General features: G+C 66.5%; 18 protein-coding genes. 12 read left to right on the top strand and 6 right to left on the bottom strand.

Annotated features, from left to right (window positions below):
• Positions 1–90 precede the first annotated feature (90 nt).
• Complete coding sequence (locus N5D91_RS21245; RefSeq protein WP_110713142.1) at positions 91–1,341, top strand: DUF819 family protein; 1,251 nt, start codon at positions 91–93, stop codon at positions 1,339–1,341.
• Positions 1,342–1,533: 192 nt separating this feature from the next.
• Complete coding sequence (locus N5D91_RS21240) at positions 1,534–2,664, top strand: DUF3103 family protein (protein WP_164162836.1); 1,131 nt, start codon at positions 1,534–1,536, stop codon at positions 2,662–2,664.
• A gap of 309 nt (positions 2,665–2,973) precedes the next feature.
• On the opposite strand, the gene N5D91_RS21235 is transcribed toward N5D91_RS21240, so the two are convergent.
• Together N5D91_RS21235 and N5D91_RS21230 are read right to left on the bottom strand one after the other, a co-directional pair.
• Entirely contained in the window at positions 2,974–3,198 is a 225-nt protein-coding gene (locus N5D91_RS21235) for a CstA-like transporter-associated (seleno)protein (protein WP_005410613.1), read from the bottom strand.
• Positions 3,198–5,279, bottom strand: coding sequence for a carbon starvation CstA family protein (locus N5D91_RS21230; RefSeq protein WP_180848151.1), 2,082 nt, complete (start codon positions 5,277–5,279; stop codon positions 3,198–3,200). The genes N5D91_RS21235 and N5D91_RS21230 overlap by 1 nt, the downstream gene beginning before the upstream one ends.
• 215 nt (positions 5,280–5,494) lie before the next feature.
• On the opposite strand from N5D91_RS21230, the gene N5D91_RS21225 reads away from it, so the two are divergent.
• On the top strand, positions 5,495–6,346 hold the full coding sequence (locus N5D91_RS21225; protein ID WP_110713136.1) for a pirin family protein: 852 nt from the start codon (positions 5,495–5,497) through the stop codon (positions 6,344–6,346).
• A 128-nt stretch (positions 6,347–6,474) separates the two neighbouring features.
• On the opposite strand, the gene N5D91_RS21220 is transcribed toward N5D91_RS21225, so the two are convergent.
• The 4 genes from N5D91_RS21220 to N5D91_RS21205 form a co-directional block, all read right to left on the bottom strand.
• Positions 6,475–6,936: a hypothetical protein gene (locus N5D91_RS21220; RefSeq protein WP_110713135.1), complete on the bottom strand. Its 462-nt coding sequence runs from the start codon at positions 6,934–6,936 to the stop codon at positions 6,475–6,477.
• Between the two features lie 197 nt (positions 6,937–7,133).
• On the bottom strand, positions 7,134–7,853 hold the full coding sequence (aqpZ, locus tag N5D91_RS21215; RefSeq protein ID WP_032129854.1) for an aquaporin Z: 720 nt from the start codon (positions 7,851–7,853) through the stop codon (positions 7,134–7,136).
• 124 nt (positions 7,854–7,977) lie between these two features.
• The gene (locus N5D91_RS21210) at positions 7,978–8,841 is read right to left on the bottom strand and encodes a pirin family protein (protein ID WP_153855765.1); all 864 of its coding nucleotides are present in this window, start codon (positions 8,839–8,841) and stop codon (positions 7,978–7,980) included.
• Positions 8,842–9,624: 783 nt separating this feature from the next.
• Positions 9,625–11,688, bottom strand: coding sequence for a 3-hydroxyacyl-CoA dehydrogenase NAD-binding domain-containing protein (locus N5D91_RS21205; RefSeq protein WP_110713132.1), 2,064 nt, complete (start codon positions 11,686–11,688; stop codon positions 9,625–9,627).
• A 235-nt stretch (positions 11,689–11,923) separates the two neighbouring features.
• On the opposite strand from N5D91_RS21205, the gene rpoE reads away from it, so the two are divergent.
• From rpoE to recO, 9 genes are all read left to right on the top strand, one after another.
• Positions 11,924–12,544: an RNA polymerase sigma factor RpoE gene (gene rpoE / locus N5D91_RS21200; RefSeq protein WP_010482816.1), complete on the top strand. Its 621-nt coding sequence runs from the start codon at positions 11,924–11,926 to the stop codon at positions 12,542–12,544.
• Positions 12,541–13,422 carry a sigma-E factor negative regulatory protein gene (locus tag N5D91_RS21195; RefSeq protein WP_110713130.1) on the top strand — a complete coding sequence of 294 codons (882 nt, stop codon included), beginning with the start codon at positions 12,541–12,543 and terminating at the stop codon, positions 13,420–13,422. Before rpoE ends, N5D91_RS21195 begins: the two co-directional genes overlap by 4 nt.
• Before the next feature lie 74 nt (positions 13,423–13,496).
• Positions 13,497–15,032 (top strand): DegQ family serine endoprotease, encoded by a 1,536-nt coding sequence (locus tag N5D91_RS21190; RefSeq protein ID WP_180855351.1) that lies wholly within the window; start codon positions 13,497–13,499, stop codon positions 15,030–15,032.
• Positions 15,033–15,212: 180 nt separating this feature from the next.
• Complete coding sequence (gene lepA, locus N5D91_RS21185; protein WP_049463329.1) at positions 15,213–17,006, top strand: translation elongation factor 4; 1,794 nt, start codon at positions 15,213–15,215, stop codon at positions 17,004–17,006.
• A gap of 54 nt (positions 17,007–17,060) precedes the next feature.
• On the top strand, positions 17,061–17,855 hold the full coding sequence (gene lepB, locus N5D91_RS21180) for a signal peptidase I (RefSeq protein WP_014038087.1): 795 nt from the start codon (positions 17,061–17,063) through the stop codon (positions 17,853–17,855).
• 52 nt (positions 17,856–17,907) lie between these two features.
• Positions 17,908–18,291: a DUF4845 domain-containing protein gene (locus tag N5D91_RS21175; RefSeq protein WP_110713127.1), complete on the top strand. Its 384-nt coding sequence runs from the start codon at positions 17,908–17,910 to the stop codon at positions 18,289–18,291.
• The gene (gene rnc, locus N5D91_RS21170; RefSeq protein ID WP_088026761.1) at positions 18,281–18,961 is read left to right on the top strand and encodes a ribonuclease III; all 681 of its coding nucleotides are present in this window, start codon (positions 18,281–18,283) and stop codon (positions 18,959–18,961) included. The genes N5D91_RS21175 and rnc overlap by 11 nt, the downstream gene beginning before the upstream one ends.
• The gene (gene era / locus N5D91_RS21165; protein WP_093999747.1) at positions 18,958–19,854 is read left to right on the top strand and encodes a GTPase Era; all 897 of its coding nucleotides are present in this window, start codon (positions 18,958–18,960) and stop codon (positions 19,852–19,854) included. Before rnc ends, era begins: the two co-directional genes overlap by 4 nt.
• An 18-nt stretch (positions 19,855–19,872) precedes the next feature.
• Positions 19,873–20,592: a DNA repair protein RecO gene (gene recO / locus N5D91_RS21160; protein WP_110713126.1), complete on the top strand. Its 720-nt coding sequence runs from the start codon at positions 19,873–19,875 to the stop codon at positions 20,590–20,592.
• The last annotated feature ends 50 nt before the right edge of the window (positions 20,593–20,642 follow it).

The following is a 20,642-nucleotide window of genomic DNA, read 5'->3' as shown; positions in this document are numbered from 1 at the left end:
TGACCCGGCGTGAAGACAATGTTAATCTCGACCTGCGCCGCTTTATGCGGCGCTTTTTTTTCTCCGCTCTTTCGATCGACAGAGGATCCCATGCCGACCGAACCCGCTACTGCCCTGATCAGCAACGACATCGTTGGACTGGGCCTGATTGCCGCCACCCTGGCCCTGATCTTCTGGGCCGCCAGTGGTCCGACCCCGTTGCTGAAGAAAATCTTCGCCTGGGTGCCGGCACTGCTGCTGTGCTACTTCATCCCCGCCATCTACAACACCACCGGTGTCATCGATGGCCACAACACCTCGCTGTACAACCCGGTCGCGCGCGACGTGCTGCTGCCGGCCGCGCTGGTCCTGCTGACCCTGTCGATCGACCTGAAAGGCATCGCCAAGCTCGGCCCGAAACTGCTGATCGTGTTCTGTGCCGGTACCGCCGGCATCATGCTCGGCGCCATCGTCTCGTTCCAGCTGATGAAGCTGATCCATCCGGAAACCGTGGCCGGTGATACCTGGGCCGGCATGGCCGCGCTGGCCGGCAGCTGGATCGGCGGCGGAGCCAACATGGTCGCCATGCGCGAAGTGTTCGGCACCGATGCCACCACCTTCGGCCAGTTCGCGGTGGTCGACGTGGCCTGCGCCAGCCTGTGGATGGCGATCCTGCTGTTCCTGGCCAACCGCGCGCAGCAGATCGATACCCGCAACGGTGCCGATACCCGTGCCATCGACGAGATGAAGGCACGCATCAGTGCCTATGAGGCACAGAACGCGCGCATTCCCAGCATGACCGACCTGATGGTGATCGTCGGCGTGGCACTGGGCGGTGTCGGTCTGGCCCACGCCATCGCGGCGCCGCTGTCGGGCTGGTTCAAGGCCAATGTCAGCTGGGCCAGCCAGTTCAGCCTGGACAGCCAGTTCGTCTGGGTCATCCTGCTGTCCACCGCGATGGGCCTGGGCCTGAGCTTCACCCGCGCACGCCGGCTGGAAGCGGCTGGTGCGTCGCGCTTGGGCACGGTGTTCCTGTATTTCCTGATCGCCTGCATCGGCATGCAGATGAACCTGCTGTCGCTGCTGGATCGGCCGTGGCTGTTCCTGCTCGGCGCGATCTGGATGGCCACGCACGTGCTGGTGCTGTGGGTGGTGGCCAAGCTGCTGCGCGCGCCGCTGTTCTTCTTTGCGATCGGTTCGCAGGGCAACATCGGTGCGGCCGCCTCGGCCCCGGTGGTGGCGGCGGCATTCCATCCGACGCTGGCCCCGGTGGGTGTGCTGCTGGGCACGGTGGGCTATGCCACCGGCACCGGCCTGGCCTACGTCACCGGCTTGATCCTGAAGTGGATGGCCAACGGCTGAGTCCCGGGTGGGGAACCCTCTCCGGCACCAGGGGCCCACATGGAGCCGAGCTCATGCTCGGCTCTTTTTTGCCTGCCGCACCCAGAACTGTGCGGCGCATACCGGAACGTATGGTGCCCGCGTCGTAGCGTAGGCAGCTCCTGTCGCTCGACTGCAGCGACGTTGCCGGGGGCTGGAATGACGCATCGACGGATGATTCGGGGAGCCACGCTGCTGGCACTGTTGCTGGCCAGTGCGGGAGCGGCTGCGCAAGGCGCGGCTGTTGCACGTGGCGCCCAGGTGCAGGCGGTGACCGAGGCCAGTGCGCGTGAGGTGGCGGCATTGATCGCGCAACCCGGCTTTGCGGACGTCGTGCGCGGCACGCTGGTGGCCTCACCAGAGCAGGGTGTGGCGCTGGATGCAGTGATGGAGCGTTTCGACCCGGGTGTCCGCACCCGGGCCAGTGCCTCCCTGGCCCGCAACGACCAGCAGCTGCGCCAGGCCAAGGGCCTGCCGGAGCAGGGTGAAGGACTGCTGCAGCTGCGCGCCTATGTGCCTGAGGGCCAATCATTGGCGGACATCGCTCCACGCCAGTTGTGGGTGGCCAGCCTGCCGCGCGGCAATGATCGCGACTGGACCACGTTGACCGCCTACGACGCGCAGGGCCGTGCGCATGTGCTGGATGCAAAGCGGGCTCCGGCATTCCCGGTGCTGATCGTTGATGTCGATACCCGCCGTTCGGTGCAGGAGGGCATGGCGCTGGTCAACGCCGGCCTGCGTGCACGCGGCCTGCAATCGCCGGAGCGCATCCAGCTGTCGGCCGATGGCACGCGGGCCGCGCTGGACATCACCCGGCTCGATCGCATCCGCCTGGCTGACGATCAGGAGCCATGGGCGCTGGGCGCGGCGGAGGTGTTCGCGGTGGTGTCCGGGCTGCAGATCGGCAAGGCCGAGCCGGAAATGGCGACGGTCGACATGCCGTACCTGGACTACGACAAGACCGATTACACACCGCAGCAGGCACTGATCCTGTGGGGGAACTACCGCTTCAACGCCGCCAACGTGCAGTTGTTCGAGGATGACGGTGACACCAACTACCAGGACCTGCTGGTGGCGCTGAGCAATGGTGTGAAGGCGGCACTGGGCGCGTTCGCACCGGAGTATGCGGTGATCGCCGATATTGCCGGTGCGATCCTGAAGGCGATGCCGACATCGTGGTTCTCCAACGACATCGATTACCTGGACAGCTTCTACCTGGTGCAGCGTGGTCAGGCGTACACCGATCGCATGGGCGCGGCGAACAACGCCAGGGTCACGCTGACGCCGATCACGCTGGTGGAGTAGTCCAGCCGGGCTTGCAGCCCTGCACCCGCTCGATGCAACGGCAACGGTCAAATCAAGAGCGGCATTCCGCGGGATGGCGGGCGTCCAGTAGATCCGCGCCATGCGTGGATGAAATCTGTCAGAGGTCGACAAACAACATGGGGTCAGATCCGTTTTCCGAAGGAAAACGGGTCTGACCCCGGTTGTATCTCGCCGTCACCGGCAATCCACATCGGCCCGCCAGCCAAACAAAAACCCAGAGCCGGCGCTTTGGCCGTTGCAGTTGCTTCTGCGGGTGCCGGGCTGCAAGCTCGGCACCCGCCTCACTCCTCAACAGCAGCGTCCGCCGTTGCGTCCGCCGTAGCGCGCTTCCTGGCGTTCGCGGAAGAACGTCTTGTAGTCCATCGGCTCCTGGTCCGGGTGCTTCTCCAGCATGTGCCGGACGTAGTTGTCGTAATCAGGAATGCCACAGCACAGCCGTGCGGTCTGCACCAGGCGTCGCCAGATGCGGCGGTGCGCCTGGTACTGGCCGGCGGGAACCAGTTGCGTACTCATCACAGATCCACCATTTCATGCGGCTTCAGCGCCACGTACGGAGTCTCGCGGTCGGAACGCTGCGGGTTGCGGCGGGCCGCCAGGATGGTCTTGATCGAATACACCAGCACCGCACCGACCACCAGCAGGAACAGTGCGGTCAGGCCGGTGTTGACGTAGGCGTTGACCACGATCTGCTTCATCTGCGCCACCGACTTGGCCGGTGCGGTGATCGTGTCGCTGGCGAGCGCGGCCTGGAACTTGTGCGCCTGCGCCAGGAAGCCCTGCGCTGGGTTGCTGTCGAAGATCTTGATGAAGCCGGCGTAGGTGGTGCAGATCAGCAGCCATATGGCCGGAACCGCGGTGACCCACGCATAGCGGTCACGCTTCATCTTGAACAGCACCACCGTGCCCAGCATCAGCGCGATACCGGCCAGCATCTGGTTGGAGATGCCGAACAGCGGCCACAGCGTCTGGATGCCGCCGAACGGATCCACCACGCCGGTGTACAGCAGGTAGCCCCACAGCGCCACGCAGCCGGCGGTACCGATGATGTTGGCGGTCCACGATTCGGTCTTCTTCAGGGCCGGCACGAAGTTGCCCAGCAGGTCCTGCAGCATGAAGCGACCGGCGCGGGTGCCGGCGTCCACCGCGGTGAGGATGAACAGCGCTTCGAACAGGATCGCGAAGTGGTACCAGAACGCCATCATCGCGTCGCTGCCACTGGGAATCGCCTCGTGCAGGATCTGTGCGATGCCCACCGCCAACGTGGGCGCGCCACCGGCGCGGTGCAGGATGGTCGGTTCACCGATCGCCGCCGCAGTCGCGGTCAGCTGTTCGGGCGTGATGGTGAAGCCCCAGGTGTTGGTGATGTAGTGCGCCGCCGACGCGGCATCGGCACCGATCACCGCCGCCGGGCTGTTCATCGCGAAGTAGATGCCCGGATCGATGATCGAGGCCGCCACCAGCGCCATCACCGCCACGAACGATTCCATCAGCATGCCGCCGTAGCCGATGTAACGCATGTGCGCTTCATTGGCGAGCAGCTTCGGCGTCGTGCCGGAGGAAATCAGTGCATGGAAACCGGAGACCGCGCCACAGGCGATGGTGATGAACAGGAACGGGAACATGCCGCCCTTCCACACCGGGCCATCACCGCTGGCGGCGAACTGGGTCAGTGCCGGCATCTTCAGCTCCGGCATCACCACCAGGATGCCGATGGCCAGCGCGATGATGGTGCCGATCTTGAGGAAGGTCGACAGGTAATCGCGTGGTGCCAGCAGCAGCCACACCGGCAGCACCGAGGCGACGAAGCCGTAGCCGATCAGCATCCAGGTGATCTGGGTGCCGGTGAAGGTGAACGCCGGGCCCCAGACCGGATCGGCGGCGACCTTGCCGCCGTACCAGATCGCGGCCAGCAGCAGGATCAGGCCGACCACGGAGATCTCGCCGATCTTGCCGGGGCGGATGTAGCGCATGTACACGCCCATCAGGATCGCGATGGGCATCGTTGCGATCACCGTGAACATGCCCCACGGGCTTTCGGCCAGCGCCTTGACCACCACCATCGCCAGCACTGCCAGGATGATGATCATGATCAGGAACGCACCGAACAGGGCAATGGTGCCGGGCACCTGGCCCATCTCCTCGCGGACCAGGTCACCCAGCGAGCGGCCATTGCGGCGGCTGGACAGGAACAGGACCATGAAGTCCTGCACCGCGCCGGCCAGTACCACGCCCACCACCAGCCACAGCAGGCCGGGCAGGTAGCCCATCTGTGCGGCCAGCACCGGGCCGACCAGCGGACCGGCGCCGGCAATGGCGGCGAAGTGGTGGCCGAACAGCACGTGCTTGTTGGTCGGCACGTAGTCCAGGCCATCGTTGTTGATCACCGCCGGGGTGGCCCGGGTCGGATCGAGCTGCATCACCTTGTTGGCGATGAACAGGCTGTAGAAGCGATAGGCGACGAGGTACAGCGACACCGCCGCGACGACGATCCACAGGGCGTTGATGTGTTCGCCGCGGCGTAGTGCCACGGTGCCCAGACAGAATGCGCCGAGCAGCGCGAGTACCGCCCAGCCCAGTTTGGAAAACCCTTTCATGAGGTGCTCTCTCCCGGAAAGACAGTCAAAGAGTCCTGCTTGCCCACGACAGGGTCAATTGGCACAGGACGAATCTGCGGTAGTACTTTGGTCGTACGCAGGGCGTGCTGACGTGCAGCGAACATCAGGGATGGAACAATCGGTTGCGGAGCCATCCATTGGCCTACGGTCGTGTGGCGTCCATCTTCAGTGGCATCCATCCAACAGGAGTCGCCATGAGCTTTCCCGAACCGGTCCGCGTACTGCGCACCATCCGTGGCATGCCCACCTCCGACGGTGCCGGCGTGCGCCTGACCCGCGTCATCGGTGGCCCGACGCTGCCCGACCTGGATCCGTTCCTGCTGCTGGATGAGTTCGGCACCGACCGTGCCGAAGACTACATCGCAGGCTTCCCGGAGCATCCGCACCGTGGCTTCGAGACCGTCACCTACATGCTCGACGGGCGCATGCGGCATCGCGACAACCATGGCAACGAGGGCCTCCTTACTCCGGGCAGCGTGCAGTGGATGACTGCCGGCCGCGGCCTGGTGCATTCGGAGATGCCCGAGCAGGAAAGCGGGCAGATGCGCGGTTTCCAGTTGTGGGTGAACCTGCCGGCGAAGGAGAAGATGACCGAGCCGAAGTACCAGGAGTTCGCACCCGAGCGCATCCCCGTGGTGCAGCCGGATGCCGGCGTGGAAGTGAAGGTGATCGCCGGCACGGTCGACGGCACCCACGGCCCGATCGTGCAGCCGGCCACCGATCCGCTCTACCTGGACATCACGCTGGCGCCGGATCGGGCGTGGACCTATGCGTTGCCGGAAGGGCACAACGCGTTTGCCTATGTGTTCGAAGGTGCGGTGACCGTAGGTGAGCAGGACGCTGCGCGTGACGTGGCGCGCCAGGAACTGGCGGTGCTGGGCGGCGGCGAACAGCTGCACCTTTCGGCCGGCAACGAAGGCGCGCGGTTGATCCTGGTGGCTGGCCGTCCGCTGCGCGAGCCGGTGATGCGGCATGGCCCGTTCGTGATGAACACGCGGCAGGAACTGATGCAGGCCTTCGTCGATTTCCAGGAAGGCAAGTTCTGAGGCGGTGCCGGTCGCTGGCCGGCAACTGCCTGCGGTCACGGCGGATCGAGGTGCCGGCCAGCGGCCGGCACTACCCTGTGATCGGGCCGCATTGCGGGGATGCTGCCAGGCAGGCATCCCCGTCATGGTCAGCGCCCGGCGGCCACGGCCGACGGCGTCAGGCTCATGCCCTGCGCCAGCTGCTGCAGCGAGCCCAGTTCCTGCGGGCTGTCCGGATACAGTGAAATCTGCGCGTAACGCCCTTTGTCGAGCTTGACCACGCTGATCCGGCGCTCGGCATAGCCCGGCGGCTGCTGGCCACCGAGGTCGGGCTGGTACCAGTACAGTGATTCACCGCCGAAGCTGCCCTTTTCCTGGCGCAATGAGCGGTTCAGTGGAATGGACGGGTCACGTGCGCTGAGCATCAGGCTCAACACTTCACGGCCATCTCCGGTACTGGCGCGGCAGACCAGGAAGTCCGTCTGCACCAATTGCTGCCATTGCAGGCCACTGCTGGCCGGCAGCGAAGGACATTCGGTGGGAGCCTGTGCAGCGGCGGCCTGGGCCACCGCGAACAGCAGGCTCGACAACACTACAGGCGCGAACTTCATGCATCCCCCAAGGTGGTGTGTCGTTTGGCGCTGCCGGATGGGCGGGCAGCGTTGGCATCCCATCCCCGGATGCCACCCCGGCCGGCATGTGCACGGACGGTCAACTCAACCTTAACGGAACGTGAGCGATCGCACAAATCGCGGTTACAGGCGTAACCATTGCGGCCGAAGGTCGGCCGCAATGGTCCGCACCGGCCTCAGCGGTCGTTGCCGATCCACTTGTAGATGATGCCGCCGATCGCGCCGCCCAGCAGCGGGGCGACCCAGAACAGCCACAGCTGGCTGACCGCGCCGCTGCCGGCGAAGAAGGCCACCGCCGTGGAACGGGCCGGGTTCACCGAGGTGTTGGTGACCGGGATGCTGATCAGGTGGATCAGGGTCAGCGACAGGCCGATCGCCAGCGGGGCGAACCCTGCCGGTGCCTTTCCGTGGGTGGCGCCCATGATCACGATCAGGAACACGGCGGTCAGCACCACTTCGCACAGGAAGGCCGCGGCCACGCTGTAGCCGCCGGGGGACAACGCGCCGTAGCCGTTGCTGGCGAATGCACCGGCCTGGCTGCCATCAATGGCGAAGCCGCTGGCGCCCGATGCGATCTGCAGCAGGATGAAGCCGGCCAGCAGGCCGCCGGCGACCTGGGCGATGATGTACGGGATCAGGTCCTTGGTCGGGAAACGACCGCCGGCCCACAGGCCGACACTGACCGCCGGATTGAAGTGCGCGCCGGAGATATGGCCGAACGCATAGGCGCCGGTCACCACGGTCAGGCCGAAGGCGAGCGCTACGCCGAGGAAACCGATACCCAGCGGATTGCCGTCGCCCCCGAACTTGGCGGCCAGCACCGCGCTGCCGCAGCCACCTAGAACCAGCCAGAAAGTGCCGAGGAATTCGGCGGACAAGCGTTTACCCATGCTCATGTGTTGCACTCCTTTGAAAGATGTCCGAACTGTGCGGTCGGTCACATTTCAGTGACCGGCGAGTGACGATAGCGTCAACGCCGGGTGCAGGGATACACCTTCGGGTGTGTGCAACACGCGATGTTCAGTACTGGGGCAGGGGAATGAACTCCTTGTCGTCGCCCGGAATGGTACCGAAGCGGCCGGCTTCCCAGTCGTGCTTGGCCTGCTCGATACGCTCCTTCGAGCTGGACACGAAGTTCCACCACAGGTGACGCGGGCCATCCAGCGGTTCGCCGCCAAACAGCATGGCCTTCACCGGCGTCTTCGCGCGAAGGCGGCCCACCGCACCGGCTTCCGGGATTACCAGATGCTGGGCGGGGATGTCGACGCCATCCAGCTGCGCGTCGCCTTCGAGGATGTACAGCGCGCGCTCGCGGTGGCCATTGTCGATATCGATTTCCGCATCCGGGTCGAGATCGATGGCCACGTTGAGGGTGTCGGCGAACACCTTCACCGGCGATTCCTCGCCATAGGCGCGGCCGGCGATCACCCGCACCCAGGCACCATTGCGGCGCTGCTCGGGCAGGGTGGCCGCGGCATGGTGGTAGAACGCCGGTTCGATTTCCTCATGCGATTTCGGCAGTGCCACCCAGGTCTGCATGCCGTGGATCGGGTTGTCATGGTCGCGGTCCGGTTGCGGCGTGCGCTCGGAATGGGCGATGCCGCGGCCGGCGGTCATCCAGTTGACGTCACCGGGACGGATCACCTGGTCCGACCCCAGCGTGTCGCGGTGGCCGATCGCGCCCGACCACAGATAGGTGACGGTGGCCAGGCCGATATGCGGATGCGGGCGCACGTCGATGGCGGTGCCGGGATGCATGAGTGCCGGGCCCATCTGGTCGACGAACACGAACGAGCCGATGCTGCGCGCCTGCAGGGTGGGGACGGCGCGACGGACTTCGAGTCCGCCGATGTCGTGCACGCGCGGGGCGATGATGGTGGTCATGCGGGCGTTCTCGCTGGCAGGGATCAGGTGGTCAGCATCGCATGCGGCTGTGACGGGGACATGCCCCGTATGGGTAACAGGTTGTTCCAGCCAACGGCGCAGCCCCTCGTGGCTGTGGGTTGGTCGCTGAAGGCAGAAGCAGAAGCCGCGCTTGGCCGGGCGGGTGGGTGGCGCAGGGGCCGCTGCAAGTACGTCCATGTAAGCTCGGTCGCCGCATCCATGCGGCTCACGCCCCTGCGCCACCCAACCGCCCGGCCTCTGACAGTTTCCGTGTGCATCCAGCCACGGAGAAGAAAAAAGAAAATCAAAGTCAAAATCAAACGCCGGTCGCTTCGCTCCTGGTGGCGACCAAGGTCGCCACCCACCAGTTCGCAGTAGCCATCAACCAGATTCGCAGTTCACCAACCGTCACCGGGAAACTGTCAGGGGTGGGGCGGTGTGGGTGGGCAGGACCGTTGGCGCCATGGGCCCGAGGCATGCCTCGGGCGGGTTGGGCAGGACGCCCAACCCCGGTCTTGCCATGTGCGCAGGACAGCGCACACGAGCAAGGCGCCATCGAGCCCCCATGGGTGAGGGCGCTTTGCTTGCGAAGCACTGCTTCGCAAGCGCCCGAACGCACAGCCGCTAGCGGCTGGGCCGGACCGCGGAGCGGGGTTTACGGCGTGTCCTGCCCACCCACACCGCCCCGCCCAACAAACAGAAAAGCCAGAGCCGGCTGTTGCTCCGGCTCTGGCTCTGGCTGTTGATCCAGCGGGTGCCGGGCCGCAGGCCCGGCCGATCAACTCACACCACCGGTTCGCGCAGGGCCGGGTTGTCCCAGCCCGGGCGCGGTGCGAAACGGTCGCCGTGGCGCTGCTGCAGCGCCTTCAACCGCTCGACGATCGCGTCGGCACCCACCGCACGGATGTGCTGGATCGGACCACCGCGGAACGGTGCAAAACCAGTACCGAAGATCACGCCGGCATCCAGCAGGTCCGCATCCGCCACCACGCCTTCGTGCAGGCAGGCCACTGCCTCGTTCAACAGCGGCAGGATCAGGCGGTCCTCCAGATCGGCCGGGGCCTGGTAGTCGCTGGCCACGTCCGGCTTCTTCGGCTTGCCGTTTTCCCAGGTGTAGATGCCCTGGCCATCCTTCTTGCCGCGCTTGTCCGGTTCCACCGTCTGCAGCGCGGCCGGAATCTGCAGGCCCAGGAACGGGGCCAGTTCGCGGCCGACGCCGGCGGCCACATCCAGGCCCACGGTATCGATCAGTTCGATCGGGCCCATCGGCATGCCGAACTTCACTGCGGCCTTGTCGATCACCGGGCCCGGAATGCCCTCGGCATACGCGGTGGCGGCTTCCAGCATGTACGGGAACAGCACGCGGTTGACCAGGAAGCCCGGGCTTCCGGCCACCGGCACCGGGAACTTGCCCAGTGCCTTGCAGAACGCGGCCAGGCGGCGTTCGGTCTCCGGCGCCATGCCGTCGTGGTGGATGATCTCCACCAGCGGCATCTGCGCCACCGGGTTGAAGTAGTGCAGGCCGGCGAACTGCGCCGGGCGCTGGATGTGGTCGCGCAGCTCCACCAGTGGAATCGACGAGGTGTTGGTGGTCAGCAGCGCGTCCAGCTTCATCTTCGGTTCCAGCGTCTGGTACAGCGCACGCTTGGCCTCCGGGTTCTCGATGATTGCCTCGATCACCAGGTCGGCCTCGGCCACGCCGTTGCCTTCCAGGTCGGCACGCAGGCGTGCGGCCACGGCGGGGCGCTTGCTCTCGTCGCGTATCTTCTTGGCGAACAGGGCCTGCGCGCGCTCCATGGCCGGGTCGATGAAGCGCTGCTCGCGGTCCTGCAGGGTCACGTCGAAGCCCTTGTAGGCGGCCCACGCAGCGATATCACCGCCCATCACGCCGGCGCCGACCACGTGCACGTGGCGGATGCCGGAATCACCACCGCCGAGGCCCTTCAGGCGCTCGGTCAGGAAGAAGATGCGGATCAGGTTACGCGCGGTCGGCGTGCTGGCCAGCTTCACCACCGCGCGACGTTCGGCATCCAGGCGCGCCTGGATCGGCTTGCCGCCGCTGCGCTGCCAGGTGCTGATCAGCGCGTAGGGCGCCGGATACTGGTCCTTCTTGGCCTTGCGTGCGACCTGCTTGACCATCTGCGGCGCCAGCAGCGTGCGGGCCAGCCAGGTGTTGGTGGCCCAGGCCGTCGCGCGCTGCTTGAACGGGCGGGTGGTGCCGGACAGCGCCAGCGCGACGGCGGTGTCGAGTACCACCGCCGGTGCCACCACCTTGTCGACCAGGCCGATCCCACGCGCGGCCGAGGCTGACAGGGTGCGGCCGGTCAGCATCATGTCCATCGCCGCCGGTGCACCCACCAGCTGCGGCAGGCGCGCGCTGCCACCCCAGCCCGGGAAGATGCCCAGCTGGGTCTCCGGCAGGCCGATGCGGGTGCTGCTGTCATTGGAGGCCACGCGGTAGCGGCAGGCCAGCGCCAGCTCGGTACCGCCGCCCAGGCAGTGGCCGTGGATGGCTGCCACGGTCGGGCAGGGCAGTTCAGCCAGCTTCTGGTAGGTGGCCTGGCCGCGACGGATGGCGTCGTTGACGGTGCCGCGGCGGTCGAACTCCTGGAACTCCTTCAGGTCCGCACCAGCGATGAAGCCGGCCTTCTTCAGCGACTGGATCACCACGCCCTTGGGCGGGTCCAGCGCAATGCGCTCGAGCAGGTCGCCCAGTTCCAGCAGCACGTCCTGCGACATGGCGTTGACGCTGCTGTCCTGACGATCCAGGGAGAGAACCACCACGCCGTCGTCGCGGATCTCGGGGTGCCAGTGGCTGAAGCGGAGACCATCGAAGCCTGAGAGCATGGACGTTCCATCCGGTTGTGTATGGAGAAGCGGCTATGATCCAGAGGTTGTTTCCCCCGCGTCAAATCCCAATAGCAGGGGAGTGGCGCCCCCGGATCCATGGCCGTGGACCGGGACGCTAACGGAACGGTGGTTAAAAGCTGGTGCGGCGCCGGGTGATCGGCGACTGAACTTTTCCCGGGATTGGCAGTCTCATTGCCCGACGTCGGTTGGGCTGACAGGAGTGCGGCCCCTCATGGCCGATGTTGATACACCTCAGGAGCTGGATCTGGAGCTGGTCCGGCGCGTGCAGCACGGCGAGAGCGCCGCGTTCGATGTCCTGGTGCGCAAGTACCAGCATCGCGTGGTAGCCCTGGTCGGTCGCTACATCGCCGACTGGAGCGAATGTCAGGACGTCGCCCAGGACACTTTCATCCGTGCGTACCGCGCGATCGGGAGTTTCCGTGGCGACGCCCAGTTCTCAACCTGGTTGCATCGAATCGCCGTGAATACCGCCAAAAACTACCTGGCTTCACACAATCGACGGCCGCCGACCGATGACATCGACATCGGTGACGCCGAACAGTTCGACAGCGGGACGCGCCTGCGCGACACCGATACGCCCGAACGCGAGTTGATGCGCCAGGAGCTGGAACAGACGGTGATGAAGGCCGTCAACGCGCTTCCGGAAGAACTCCGGCTGGCGATCACCCTGCGCGAGGTGGAAGGCCTGAGCTACGAGGATATCGCGCAGAAAATGGGGTGCCCGATCGGCACCGTGCGTTCACGGATCTTCCGGGCGCGCGAGGCGATCGACACCGAACTCCGGCCGCTGTTGGACATCGGCAGCGCCACCCGTGAGAAGAGCCGCGTATGACCAGTAATCCGTTCAACGAATCGCAGAATCACCATTCGCCCGCCGGGCAGCGCCTGGACCAGCGCCACCGCGAACAGCTGTCGGCCCTGGTCGATGGCGAGCTGGGTGCCGATGAGGCCCGCTTCCTGCTGCGTCGCATGGAACACGATCCCGAACTGGCGGGTTGCCAGGAACGCTGGCAGCTGCTGGGCGATGTGATGCGCGGGCAGGCCTCGGCGCTGGCGCCGGCCGGCTTCAGCGCGACCGTGGCCGCTGCCATTGCCGCCGAACCGGCGCCACGGGCCGAGCCGCGTCGCCAGGTGCGCCGTACCGGCTGGCGAGCGTGGGGCGGTGGCGCTGCACTGGCCGCCTCGGTGGCAGCCGTGGCCCTGTTCATGGGCGGCGAGAAGCTGCAGGACGCCACGCCGGGCGAGCCGTTGGCACCGCAGGTGATCGCCAGCCAGGCCGAGCTGGCGCCGGCACCGGGCAACCCGGCCCCGGTCACCGAAGCCTCGGTGGATACTGCGGCGATGGCCGTGGCGGCGGCGCCTGCCGTGGCGATGGCCGCTGCCAGCCGCCGCCAGGACACCCGCCGTGCCAGCGCGACCCGCAGCCAGCAGGCTGCGCGAGCGGCCCAGCGCGACGATGTTCCGCAGCGTGCGGTGGCCGCCGCGCAGGCGCCGTTGACCCCGACCGTGCCGGCCAACACGGGCCGCAACCTGCCATTCGGTGAGGTCGGCGGACTGCAGGCACGACCGTGGCCGCGCTCCAGCCTGGCACCTGCCGCCGCCGGCGCGCTCAATGCCAGCTTCCCGGCCCACGCCGGTGGCGCCGCGTTCTACCCGTTCGAGCCGCGCCTGCAGGACGACCTGCCGGTGCCGCCGCGTCCGCGCGACTGAGCCGGGCGCTTTCACGCCCCGCCGCCGGCGGGGCCCGTATTCCTCTTTCCATCCGATCCGGAGGTTGCCGTCCGATGACTCCCCGATTCCGCACGCAGGCCATTGGCATGCTGGCCCTGACCCTGCCGCTGATGGCCTGCGCGCAGGCCCCGGCCCCGGCCGCGCAGACCGAGGCCGCCCCGGCCGCCGCACCGCGGGCGCCGGCACAGCCGCTGGTCAGTGGGTTGCCCGACTTCACCCACCTGGTCGAACAGGTCGGCCCGGGCGTGGTCAACGTCGACACCACCATCGTGCGCAACAACCGGCAGGCCTCGCGAGGCCCGATGGGGGGCGACGATGACATGCCTGAATTCTTCCGCCGCTTCTTCGGCCCGGACTTCCCGATGCCGGGGCAGGGCCCGGGTGGCCAGGACGGTGGTCCCAGCATCAAGGGCCGCGGCATGGGCTCGGGCTTCATCATTTCACCCGACGGCTACGTGCTGACCAATTACCACGTGGTGGCCGATGCCAGCGAGGTGAAGGTCAAGCTGGGCGACAGCCGCGAGTTCAAGGCCAAGGTGGTGGGCAGCGACCAGCAGTACGACGTAGCCCTGCTGAAGATCGAAGGCAAGAACCTGCCGACCGTGCGCGTGGGTGATTCCAACACGCTGAAGCCGGGCCAGTGGGTCGTCGCGATCGGCTCGCCGTTCGGTCTCGATCATTCGGTCACCGCCGGTATCGTCAGCGCGCTGGGCCGCAGCACCGGCGGTGCAGACCAGCGCTACGTGCCGTTCATCCAGACCGATGTGGCGATCAACCAGGGCAACTCCGGCGGTCCGTTGCTGAACACCCGTGGCGAAGTGGTCGGCATCAACTCGCAGATATTCTCCGCCTCGGGCGGCTACATGGGCATCAGCTTCGCGATCCCGATCGACCTGGCGATGAGCGCGGTTGAACAGATCAAGAAGAGCGGCAAGGTCACCCGTGGCCAGCTCGGCGCGGTGGTCGAACCGATCGATTCGCTGAAGGCACAGGGCCTCGGGCTGCCGGACAGCCGTGGTGCGCTGGTCAACCAGATCGTGCCCGGCAGTGCTGCCGAGAAGGCCGGGGTGCAGATCGGCGACGTGGTCCGCTCGGTCAATGGCAGCCCGGTCAACAGCTGGTCCGACCTGCCGCCGCTGATCGGCGCGATGGCACCGGGCAGCCGGGTCACTCTGGGCGTGATCCGCGACGGCAAGCCGCGTGACCTCAGCGCCACGCTGACCGCACTGAGCGAAGACGGTCAGGGCAATGCCCGCGCGGCGGCTGCGGCCAAGCCCGATGCGGCACCGCAGGCCGGCGCCAATGCCCTGCTGGGCCTGGATGTCAGCGACCTGACCGCACCGCAGCGCAAGCAGTTCGGCCTGGATGGCAACGAGGGCGTGCGCATCACCGGGGTCAAGGGCCAGGCGGCGCGGGATGCCGGACTGTCTCCGGGCATGGTGATCCTGCAGGTCGGCCGCACTCCGGTCGGCAGCGTGGATGGCCTGAACCGCGCGCTGTCCAGCTACAAGAAGGACGATGTGGTGATGCTGCTGGTGCGTACCGGCAACGGCAACAGCGCGTTCGTGGCGGTGAAGGCCGGCCAGTAAGGCCCGCCCGGGCCGTCCTGTCGGCCCCGCCGTGTTCCCCGAAGCCCCGCTCTGGCGGGGCTTCGGCCGTTCCGGGCCCGGGCCGATGAGGCCATTTTCGCGGCGGGGCGCCGGGCGTGCGATAATCGACCGTTACCCTGACGACGCCGCGCGCCGCCGCCACCTATGTCTTCTGATTCGATGCGGAACATCCGCAACTTCTCCATCATCGCCCATGTCGACCACGGCAAGTCCACGCTGGCCGACCGCATCATCCAGCTCTGTGGTGGCCTGCAGGCCCGCGAGATGGAAGCGCAGGTGCTCGACTCCAACCCGATCGAGCGCGAGCGTGGCATCACGATCAAGGCGCAGTCGGTGTCGCTGCCGTACCTGGCCAAGGACGGGCAGACCTACCACCTGAACTTCATCGACACCCCCGGCCACGTCGACTTCTCCTATGAAGTCAGCCGCTCGCTGGCCGCCTGCGAAGGCGCGCTGCTGGTGGTCGATGCCGCCCAGGGCGTGGAAGCGCAGTCGGTGGCCAACTGCTACACCGCCGTGGAGCAGGGCCTGGAAGTGGTGCCGGTGATCAACAAGATCGACCTGCCGACCGCGGACATCGAGCGCGCCAAGGCCGAGATCGAGGCCGTGATCGGCATCGATGCCTCCGACGCCGTGCCGGTCAGCGCCAAGACCGGGCTGAACGTGCAGGACGTGCTGGAAGCGATCGTGCATCGCATCCCGCCGCCGAAGCCGCGCGACACCGAGAAGCTGCAGGCGCTGATCATCGACTCCTGGTTCGACAACTACCTGGGCGTGGTCTCGCTGGTGCGCGTGATGCAGGGCGAGATCAAGGCCGGCGACAAGCTGCAGGTGATGTCCACCGGCCGCAACCACCAGGTCGACAACGTCGGTGTGTTCACCCCGAAGCGCAAGGTGCTGCCGGCACTGAAGGCTGGCGAAGTGGGCTGGGTCACCGCCAGCATCAAGGACGTGCACGGTGCGCCGGTCGGCGACACCCTGACCCTGGCCGGCGACCCGGCGCCGAAGCCGCTGCCGGGTTTCCAGGAAATGCAGCCGCGCGTGTTCGCCGGCCTGTTCCCGGTCGACGCCGAGGACTACCCGGACCTGCGCGAAGCGCTGGACAAGCTGCGCCTGAACGATGCCGCGCTGCGTTTCGAGCCGGAAAGCTCCGAAGCGATGGGCTTCGGCTTCCGCTGCGGCTTCCTCGGCATGCTGCACATGGAAATCGTGCAGGAGCGCCTGGAGCGCGAATACAACCTGGACCTGATCAGCACCGCGCCGACGGTGGTGTATGAAGTCCTGAAGACCGATGGCTCGATCATCAACATGGACAACCCGGCCAAGCTGCCGCCGGTGAACCAGGTCGAGGAGATCCGCGAGCCGATCATCCGTGCCAACGTACTCACCCCCGAGGAGTACATCGGCAACATCATCAAGCTGTGCGAAGAGAAGCGCGGCAGCCAGATCGGCATCAACTACCTGGGCAGCCAGGTGCAGATCAGCTACGAGCTGCCGATGGCGGAAGTGGTGCTGGACTTCTTCGACAAGCTGAAGTCGGTCAGCCGCGGCTATGCCTCGCTGGACTACCACTTCGTGCGCTTCGACGCGGGCCCGTTCGTGCGCGTGGACGTGCTGATCAACGGCGACAAGGTCGATGCGCTGTCGCTGATCGTGCACCGCAGCCATGCCGACCGCCGCGGCCGCGAGCTGTGCGAGAAGATGAAGGACCTGATCCCGCGGCAGATGTTCGACGTGGCCATCCAGGCCGCCGTCGGCTCGCAGATCATCGCCCGTACCACGGTCAAGGCCATGCGCAAGAACGTGCTGGCCAAGTGCTATGGTGGCGACGTTTCGCGCAAGAAGAAGCTTCTGGAAAAGCAGAAGGAAGGCAAGAAGCGCATGAAGCAGGTCGGACGCGTGGAGATTCCGCAGGAAGCGTTCCTGGCCGTCCTGCAGATGGACAACAAGTAAGCCCGCACCGGCCCCGCGGGGCCGGTCGTCTGGTGACGTTGCAAAGGACCCTGAATGAAACTGTTTGAGATCCTCCTGGTCGTGCTGACCCTGGCCTCGGGCCTGATCCTGCTCGCGGACAAGCTGTATCTCGCCAAGCGTCGCGCCCAGCGCGCGGGCCTGCTCGATTCCGAGCCGGTGCTGGTGGATTACTCGCGTGCGTTCTTCCCGGTGCTGGCGATCGTGCTGATCGTGCGCAGTTTCATCGCCGAGCCGTACAAGATCCCGTCCAGCTCGATGATGCCGAACCTGCTGATCGGCGATTTCATCCTGGTCAACAAGTTCTCCTACGGCCTGCGCCTGCCGATCAGCAACACCAAGATCGTGCCGTTCGGCGAGCCATCGCGTGGCGACGTGGTGGTGTTCCACTTCCCCGGCCACAGCGACAACGACCCGGCCAAGGGCGAGAACTTCATCAAGCGCGTGATCGGCGTGCCGGGCGACACCGTGGTCTTCGAAGGCGACGGCGTGATCCTCAACGGTGAGCCGCTGAAGTACGACAACAAGGGTATCTACGCCGGCCACAAGGGCCAGGGCGAGGGCGCCAACCTGCTGGTCGAGCACCTGCCGGGCCGTACCCACACCGTGCTGGAGACCGATTACCCGCGTGGCCAGGGTCAATGGACCGTGCCGGCCGGCAAGTACCTGGTGATGGGCGACAACCGCGACAACAGCGACGATGGCCGTTTCTGGGGCCTGCTGCCGGAAGAAAACCTGCGCGGCAAGGCGTTCCTGATCTGGCTGAACTGCCAGGGCTGGTTCTGCAAGGATGGCTTCGAGCCGTCGCGGATCGGTTCGAGCATCAACTGATCGGGCATCAACTGAGCACTTTCACATCCAACGCGTATCTGGGGAGAACGCAATGAAGACGATGAACACGCAGCGCGGCATGACCCTGACCTCGTTCCTGACGGTCCTGATCGTGGTCGGGTTCTTCCTCTACATCGGCATGAAGCTGTTCCCGATGTACCAGGAGTACTACGCCGTGCGCTCGGCGATGAAGAGCCTGGCCAACGAACCGGGCGTAGGCAGCATGGAGCCCTCACGGATCCAGGATCTGTTCTTCAAGCGCCTGTACATCAACTACTCGGAAAACGTGAAGCCGGCCAACGTGAAGTTCGATCGTCGCGACAATGGCTGGACCCTCAAGGTCAACTACGAAGTGCGTCGCCCGCTGATCGGCAACCTCGATGTGGTTGGCAAATTCGATTCTTCCCAGGACCTGACACGAAGCGGTGCCCAGTAAATTCATCCAACGTGGCGACCTGATCGGTCATCCTTTCCGCGATCCGGCCCTGCTCAAGCAGGCGCTGACCCATCGCAGTGCCGGCGCGCCGCACAACGAGCGCCTGGAGTTCCTCGGCGACAGCATCGTCAACATGATGGCGGCCGAGGCGTTGTACCGGCGCTGGCCCAAGGCTGACGAAGGGGCGATGACCCGTGCCCGCGCCGAGCTGGTGCGTGAAGGCGCGCTGGCGGTGATCGGGCGCACCCTGGAACTGGGCGAGCGGCTGACCCTGGGCCCGGGCGAAATGAAGTCCGGCGGTCATCGTCGCGACTCGATCCTGGCCGACGCGGTGGAAGCCGTGGTGGCCGCGATCTACCTGGATGCCGGCTTCGAGGCCTGCCGGGCGGTGGTACTGCCCTGGTTCAGCGCTTCGATCGAGGCACTGCCGGCCTCCGGCCGGCCCGAGAAGGACCCCAAGACCCGCCTGCAGGAATGGCTGCAGGCCCGACAGAAGGCGTTGCCGCAGTATGAACTGGTGTCAGAATCCGGTGACGACCATGCCAAACACTTCCGGGTACGCTGCATCGTAGCCGACCCGGCCGCCAGCACCGAGGGCGAAGGCGCCTCGCGGCGGCTTGCCGAACAACAGGCGGCTGCGGCCGTCCTAGAACAACTGGATTCCAAGTGAGCGAACAAACTCCCCATCATTGCGGCAGCGTGGCCGTCATCGGCCGCCCGAACGTGGGCAAATCGACCCTGACCAATGCCCTGGTCGGCGCCAAGGTCAGCATCGTTTCCAACCGCCCGCAGACCACGCGCCATCGCCTGCTGGGCATCGCCACTTATCCGGAAGGCCAGCTGGTGCTGGTCGACACCCCCGGCCTGCACAAGGTGCAGAAGCGGGCGATGAACCGGGTGATGAACCGCGCCGCGCGCGGTTCGCTGGAAGGCGTCGATGCCGGCCTGCTGGTGATCGAAGCCGGGCGCTGGGACGAAGAGGACAGCCTGGCCTTCAACGTGCTGCGCGACGCCGGCATCCCGGTGGTGCTGGTGGTCAACAAGATCGACCGCCTGAAGGAAAAGGGCGCGCTGCTGCCGTTCCTGCAGCAGGTGACCGAAGGCCGCGATTTCGCCGCCGTGCACCCGATCTCGGCGCAGAAGCGCAACGGCCTGGAAGCGCTGGTGCGTGACGTGCTCAAGCTGCTGCCGGAAGCCCCGCCGATGTTCGGCGAGGACGAGATCACCGACCGCAGCCAGCGTTTCCTGGCCGGTGAACTGGTGCGCGAGCAGCTGATGCGCCAGCTCGGCGAGGAACTGCCGTACGCCACCACGGTGGAGATCGAGCGCTTCACCGAGGACGGCAACCTGCTGCGCATCGGTGCGGTGATCTGGGTCGAGCGCGAAGGCCAGAAGGCGATCGTGATCGGCAAGGGCGGCACCCGCCTGAAGGAAATCGGGGCCAAGTCGCGCCTGCAGATGGAGCGTCTGTTCGGCGCCAAGGTGTTCCTCGAGACCTGGGTACGCGTGCGTGAAGGCTGGTCCGACGACGAGGCCGCACTGAAGGCCTTCGGTTACGAGTAACCCGGAACGGTCGCTTCGATGCTGATCGAGGACGACACCGGCTTCGTGCTGCATGCACGGGCCTATCGCGAGACCAGCCTTCTGGTCGAAGTGTTGAGCGCGCAGCATGGCCGTATCGGCCTGCTCGCGCGTGGCGTGTCCACTGCCAAGGGCCAGGTGCTGCGCGCCGCCCTGCAACCGCTGCAGTGGATCCGCTTCAGTGCCCAGCAACGTGGCGAGCTTGCCCAGCTGCGCGGCGCCGAGGCACTGGACGCGGCCCCGCGCCTGGTCGGCCAGGCGATGCTGGCCGGCTTCTACCTGAGTGAGCTGACCCTGCGCCTGGCCCCGCGCCAGGACCCGCTGCCGGAGCTGTACCTGGCCTACGGCGAGGCACGCGCGCGGCTGGGAGTGGGGGCGGGCCTGGCCTGGACCCTGCGCCGGTTTGAACGCGAGCTGCTGTCCGCGCTGGGCCTGGGATTCGATCTGGACAGCGCCAGCGATGGCCAGCCGATCGATCCTGCGGCACGCTACGAACTGGATCCGCAGGAAGGCGCGCAACGCCTGCTCAGTGAGCGCGGTGGGGAGCGCCGGGCGGCCGCGACGGGTTCTGCGCTGCTGGCGCTGGCCGCCGACGAAGAGCCCGATGCCGCCGACCTGGCCAGCCTGCGCCTGCCGATGCGGCGGGTGTTGGCCCATCACCTGGGGCCGCGCGGCCTGAAGTCCTGGGAAATGCTCGAGCAGCTCGCGCCCCGCAGGTAGGGGGGGCTTCGGCAGGGCTTGCAGCCCTGCACGTGCCGAATCAACGTCAA

Source organism: Stenotrophomonas sp. GD03794, from assembly GCF_029842145.1.
Classification (GTDB): Bacteria; Pseudomonadota; Gammaproteobacteria; order Xanthomonadales; family Xanthomonadaceae; genus Stenotrophomonas; species Stenotrophomonas riyadhensis.
This window is presented reverse-complemented; position numbering and strand designations above follow the sequence as displayed.

Coding starts and splice junctions, on each gene's coding strand:
- N5D91_RS21245 (WP_110713142.1), top strand. CDS start 91: ATGCCGACCGAACCCGCTACTGCCCTGATCAGCAACGACATCGTTGGA.
- N5D91_RS21240 (WP_164162836.1), top strand. CDS start 1,534: ATGATTCGGGGAGCCACGCTGCTGGCACTGTTGCTGGCCAGTGCGGGA.
- N5D91_RS21235 (WP_005410613.1), bottom strand. CDS start 3,198: ATGAGTACGCAACTGGTTCCCGCCGGCCAGTACCAGGCGCACCGCCGC.
- N5D91_RS21230 (WP_180848151.1), bottom strand. CDS start 5,279: ATGAAAGGGTTTTCCAAACTGGGCTGGGCGGTACTCGCGCTGCTCGGC.
- N5D91_RS21225 (WP_110713136.1), top strand. CDS start 5,495: ATGAGCTTTCCCGAACCGGTCCGCGTACTGCGCACCATCCGTGGCATG.
- N5D91_RS21220 (WP_110713135.1), bottom strand. CDS start 6,936: ATGAAGTTCGCGCCTGTAGTGTTGTCGAGCCTGCTGTTCGCGGTGGCC.
- aqpZ (WP_032129854.1), bottom strand. CDS start 7,853: ATGAGCATGGGTAAACGCTTGTCCGCCGAATTCCTCGGCACTTTCTGG.
- N5D91_RS21210 (WP_153855765.1), bottom strand. CDS start 8,841: ATGACCACCATCATCGCCCCGCGCGTGCACGACATCGGCGGACTCGAA.
- N5D91_RS21205 (WP_110713132.1), bottom strand. CDS start 11,688: ATGCTCTCAGGCTTCGATGGTCTCCGCTTCAGCCACTGGCACCCCGAG.
- rpoE (WP_010482816.1), top strand. CDS start 11,924: ATGGCCGATGTTGATACACCTCAGGAGCTGGATCTGGAGCTGGTCCGG.
- N5D91_RS21195 (WP_110713130.1), top strand. CDS start 12,541: ATGACCAGTAATCCGTTCAACGAATCGCAGAATCACCATTCGCCCGCC.
- N5D91_RS21190 (WP_180855351.1), top strand. CDS start 13,497: ATGACTCCCCGATTCCGCACGCAGGCCATTGGCATGCTGGCCCTGACC.
- lepA (WP_049463329.1), top strand. CDS start 15,213: ATGCGGAACATCCGCAACTTCTCCATCATCGCCCATGTCGACCACGGC.
- lepB (WP_014038087.1), top strand. CDS start 17,061: ATGAAACTGTTTGAGATCCTCCTGGTCGTGCTGACCCTGGCCTCGGGC.
- N5D91_RS21175 (WP_110713127.1), top strand. CDS start 17,908: ATGAAGACGATGAACACGCAGCGCGGCATGACCCTGACCTCGTTCCTG.
- recO (WP_110713126.1), top strand. CDS start 19,873: ATGCTGATCGAGGACGACACCGGCTTCGTGCTGCATGCACGGGCCTAT.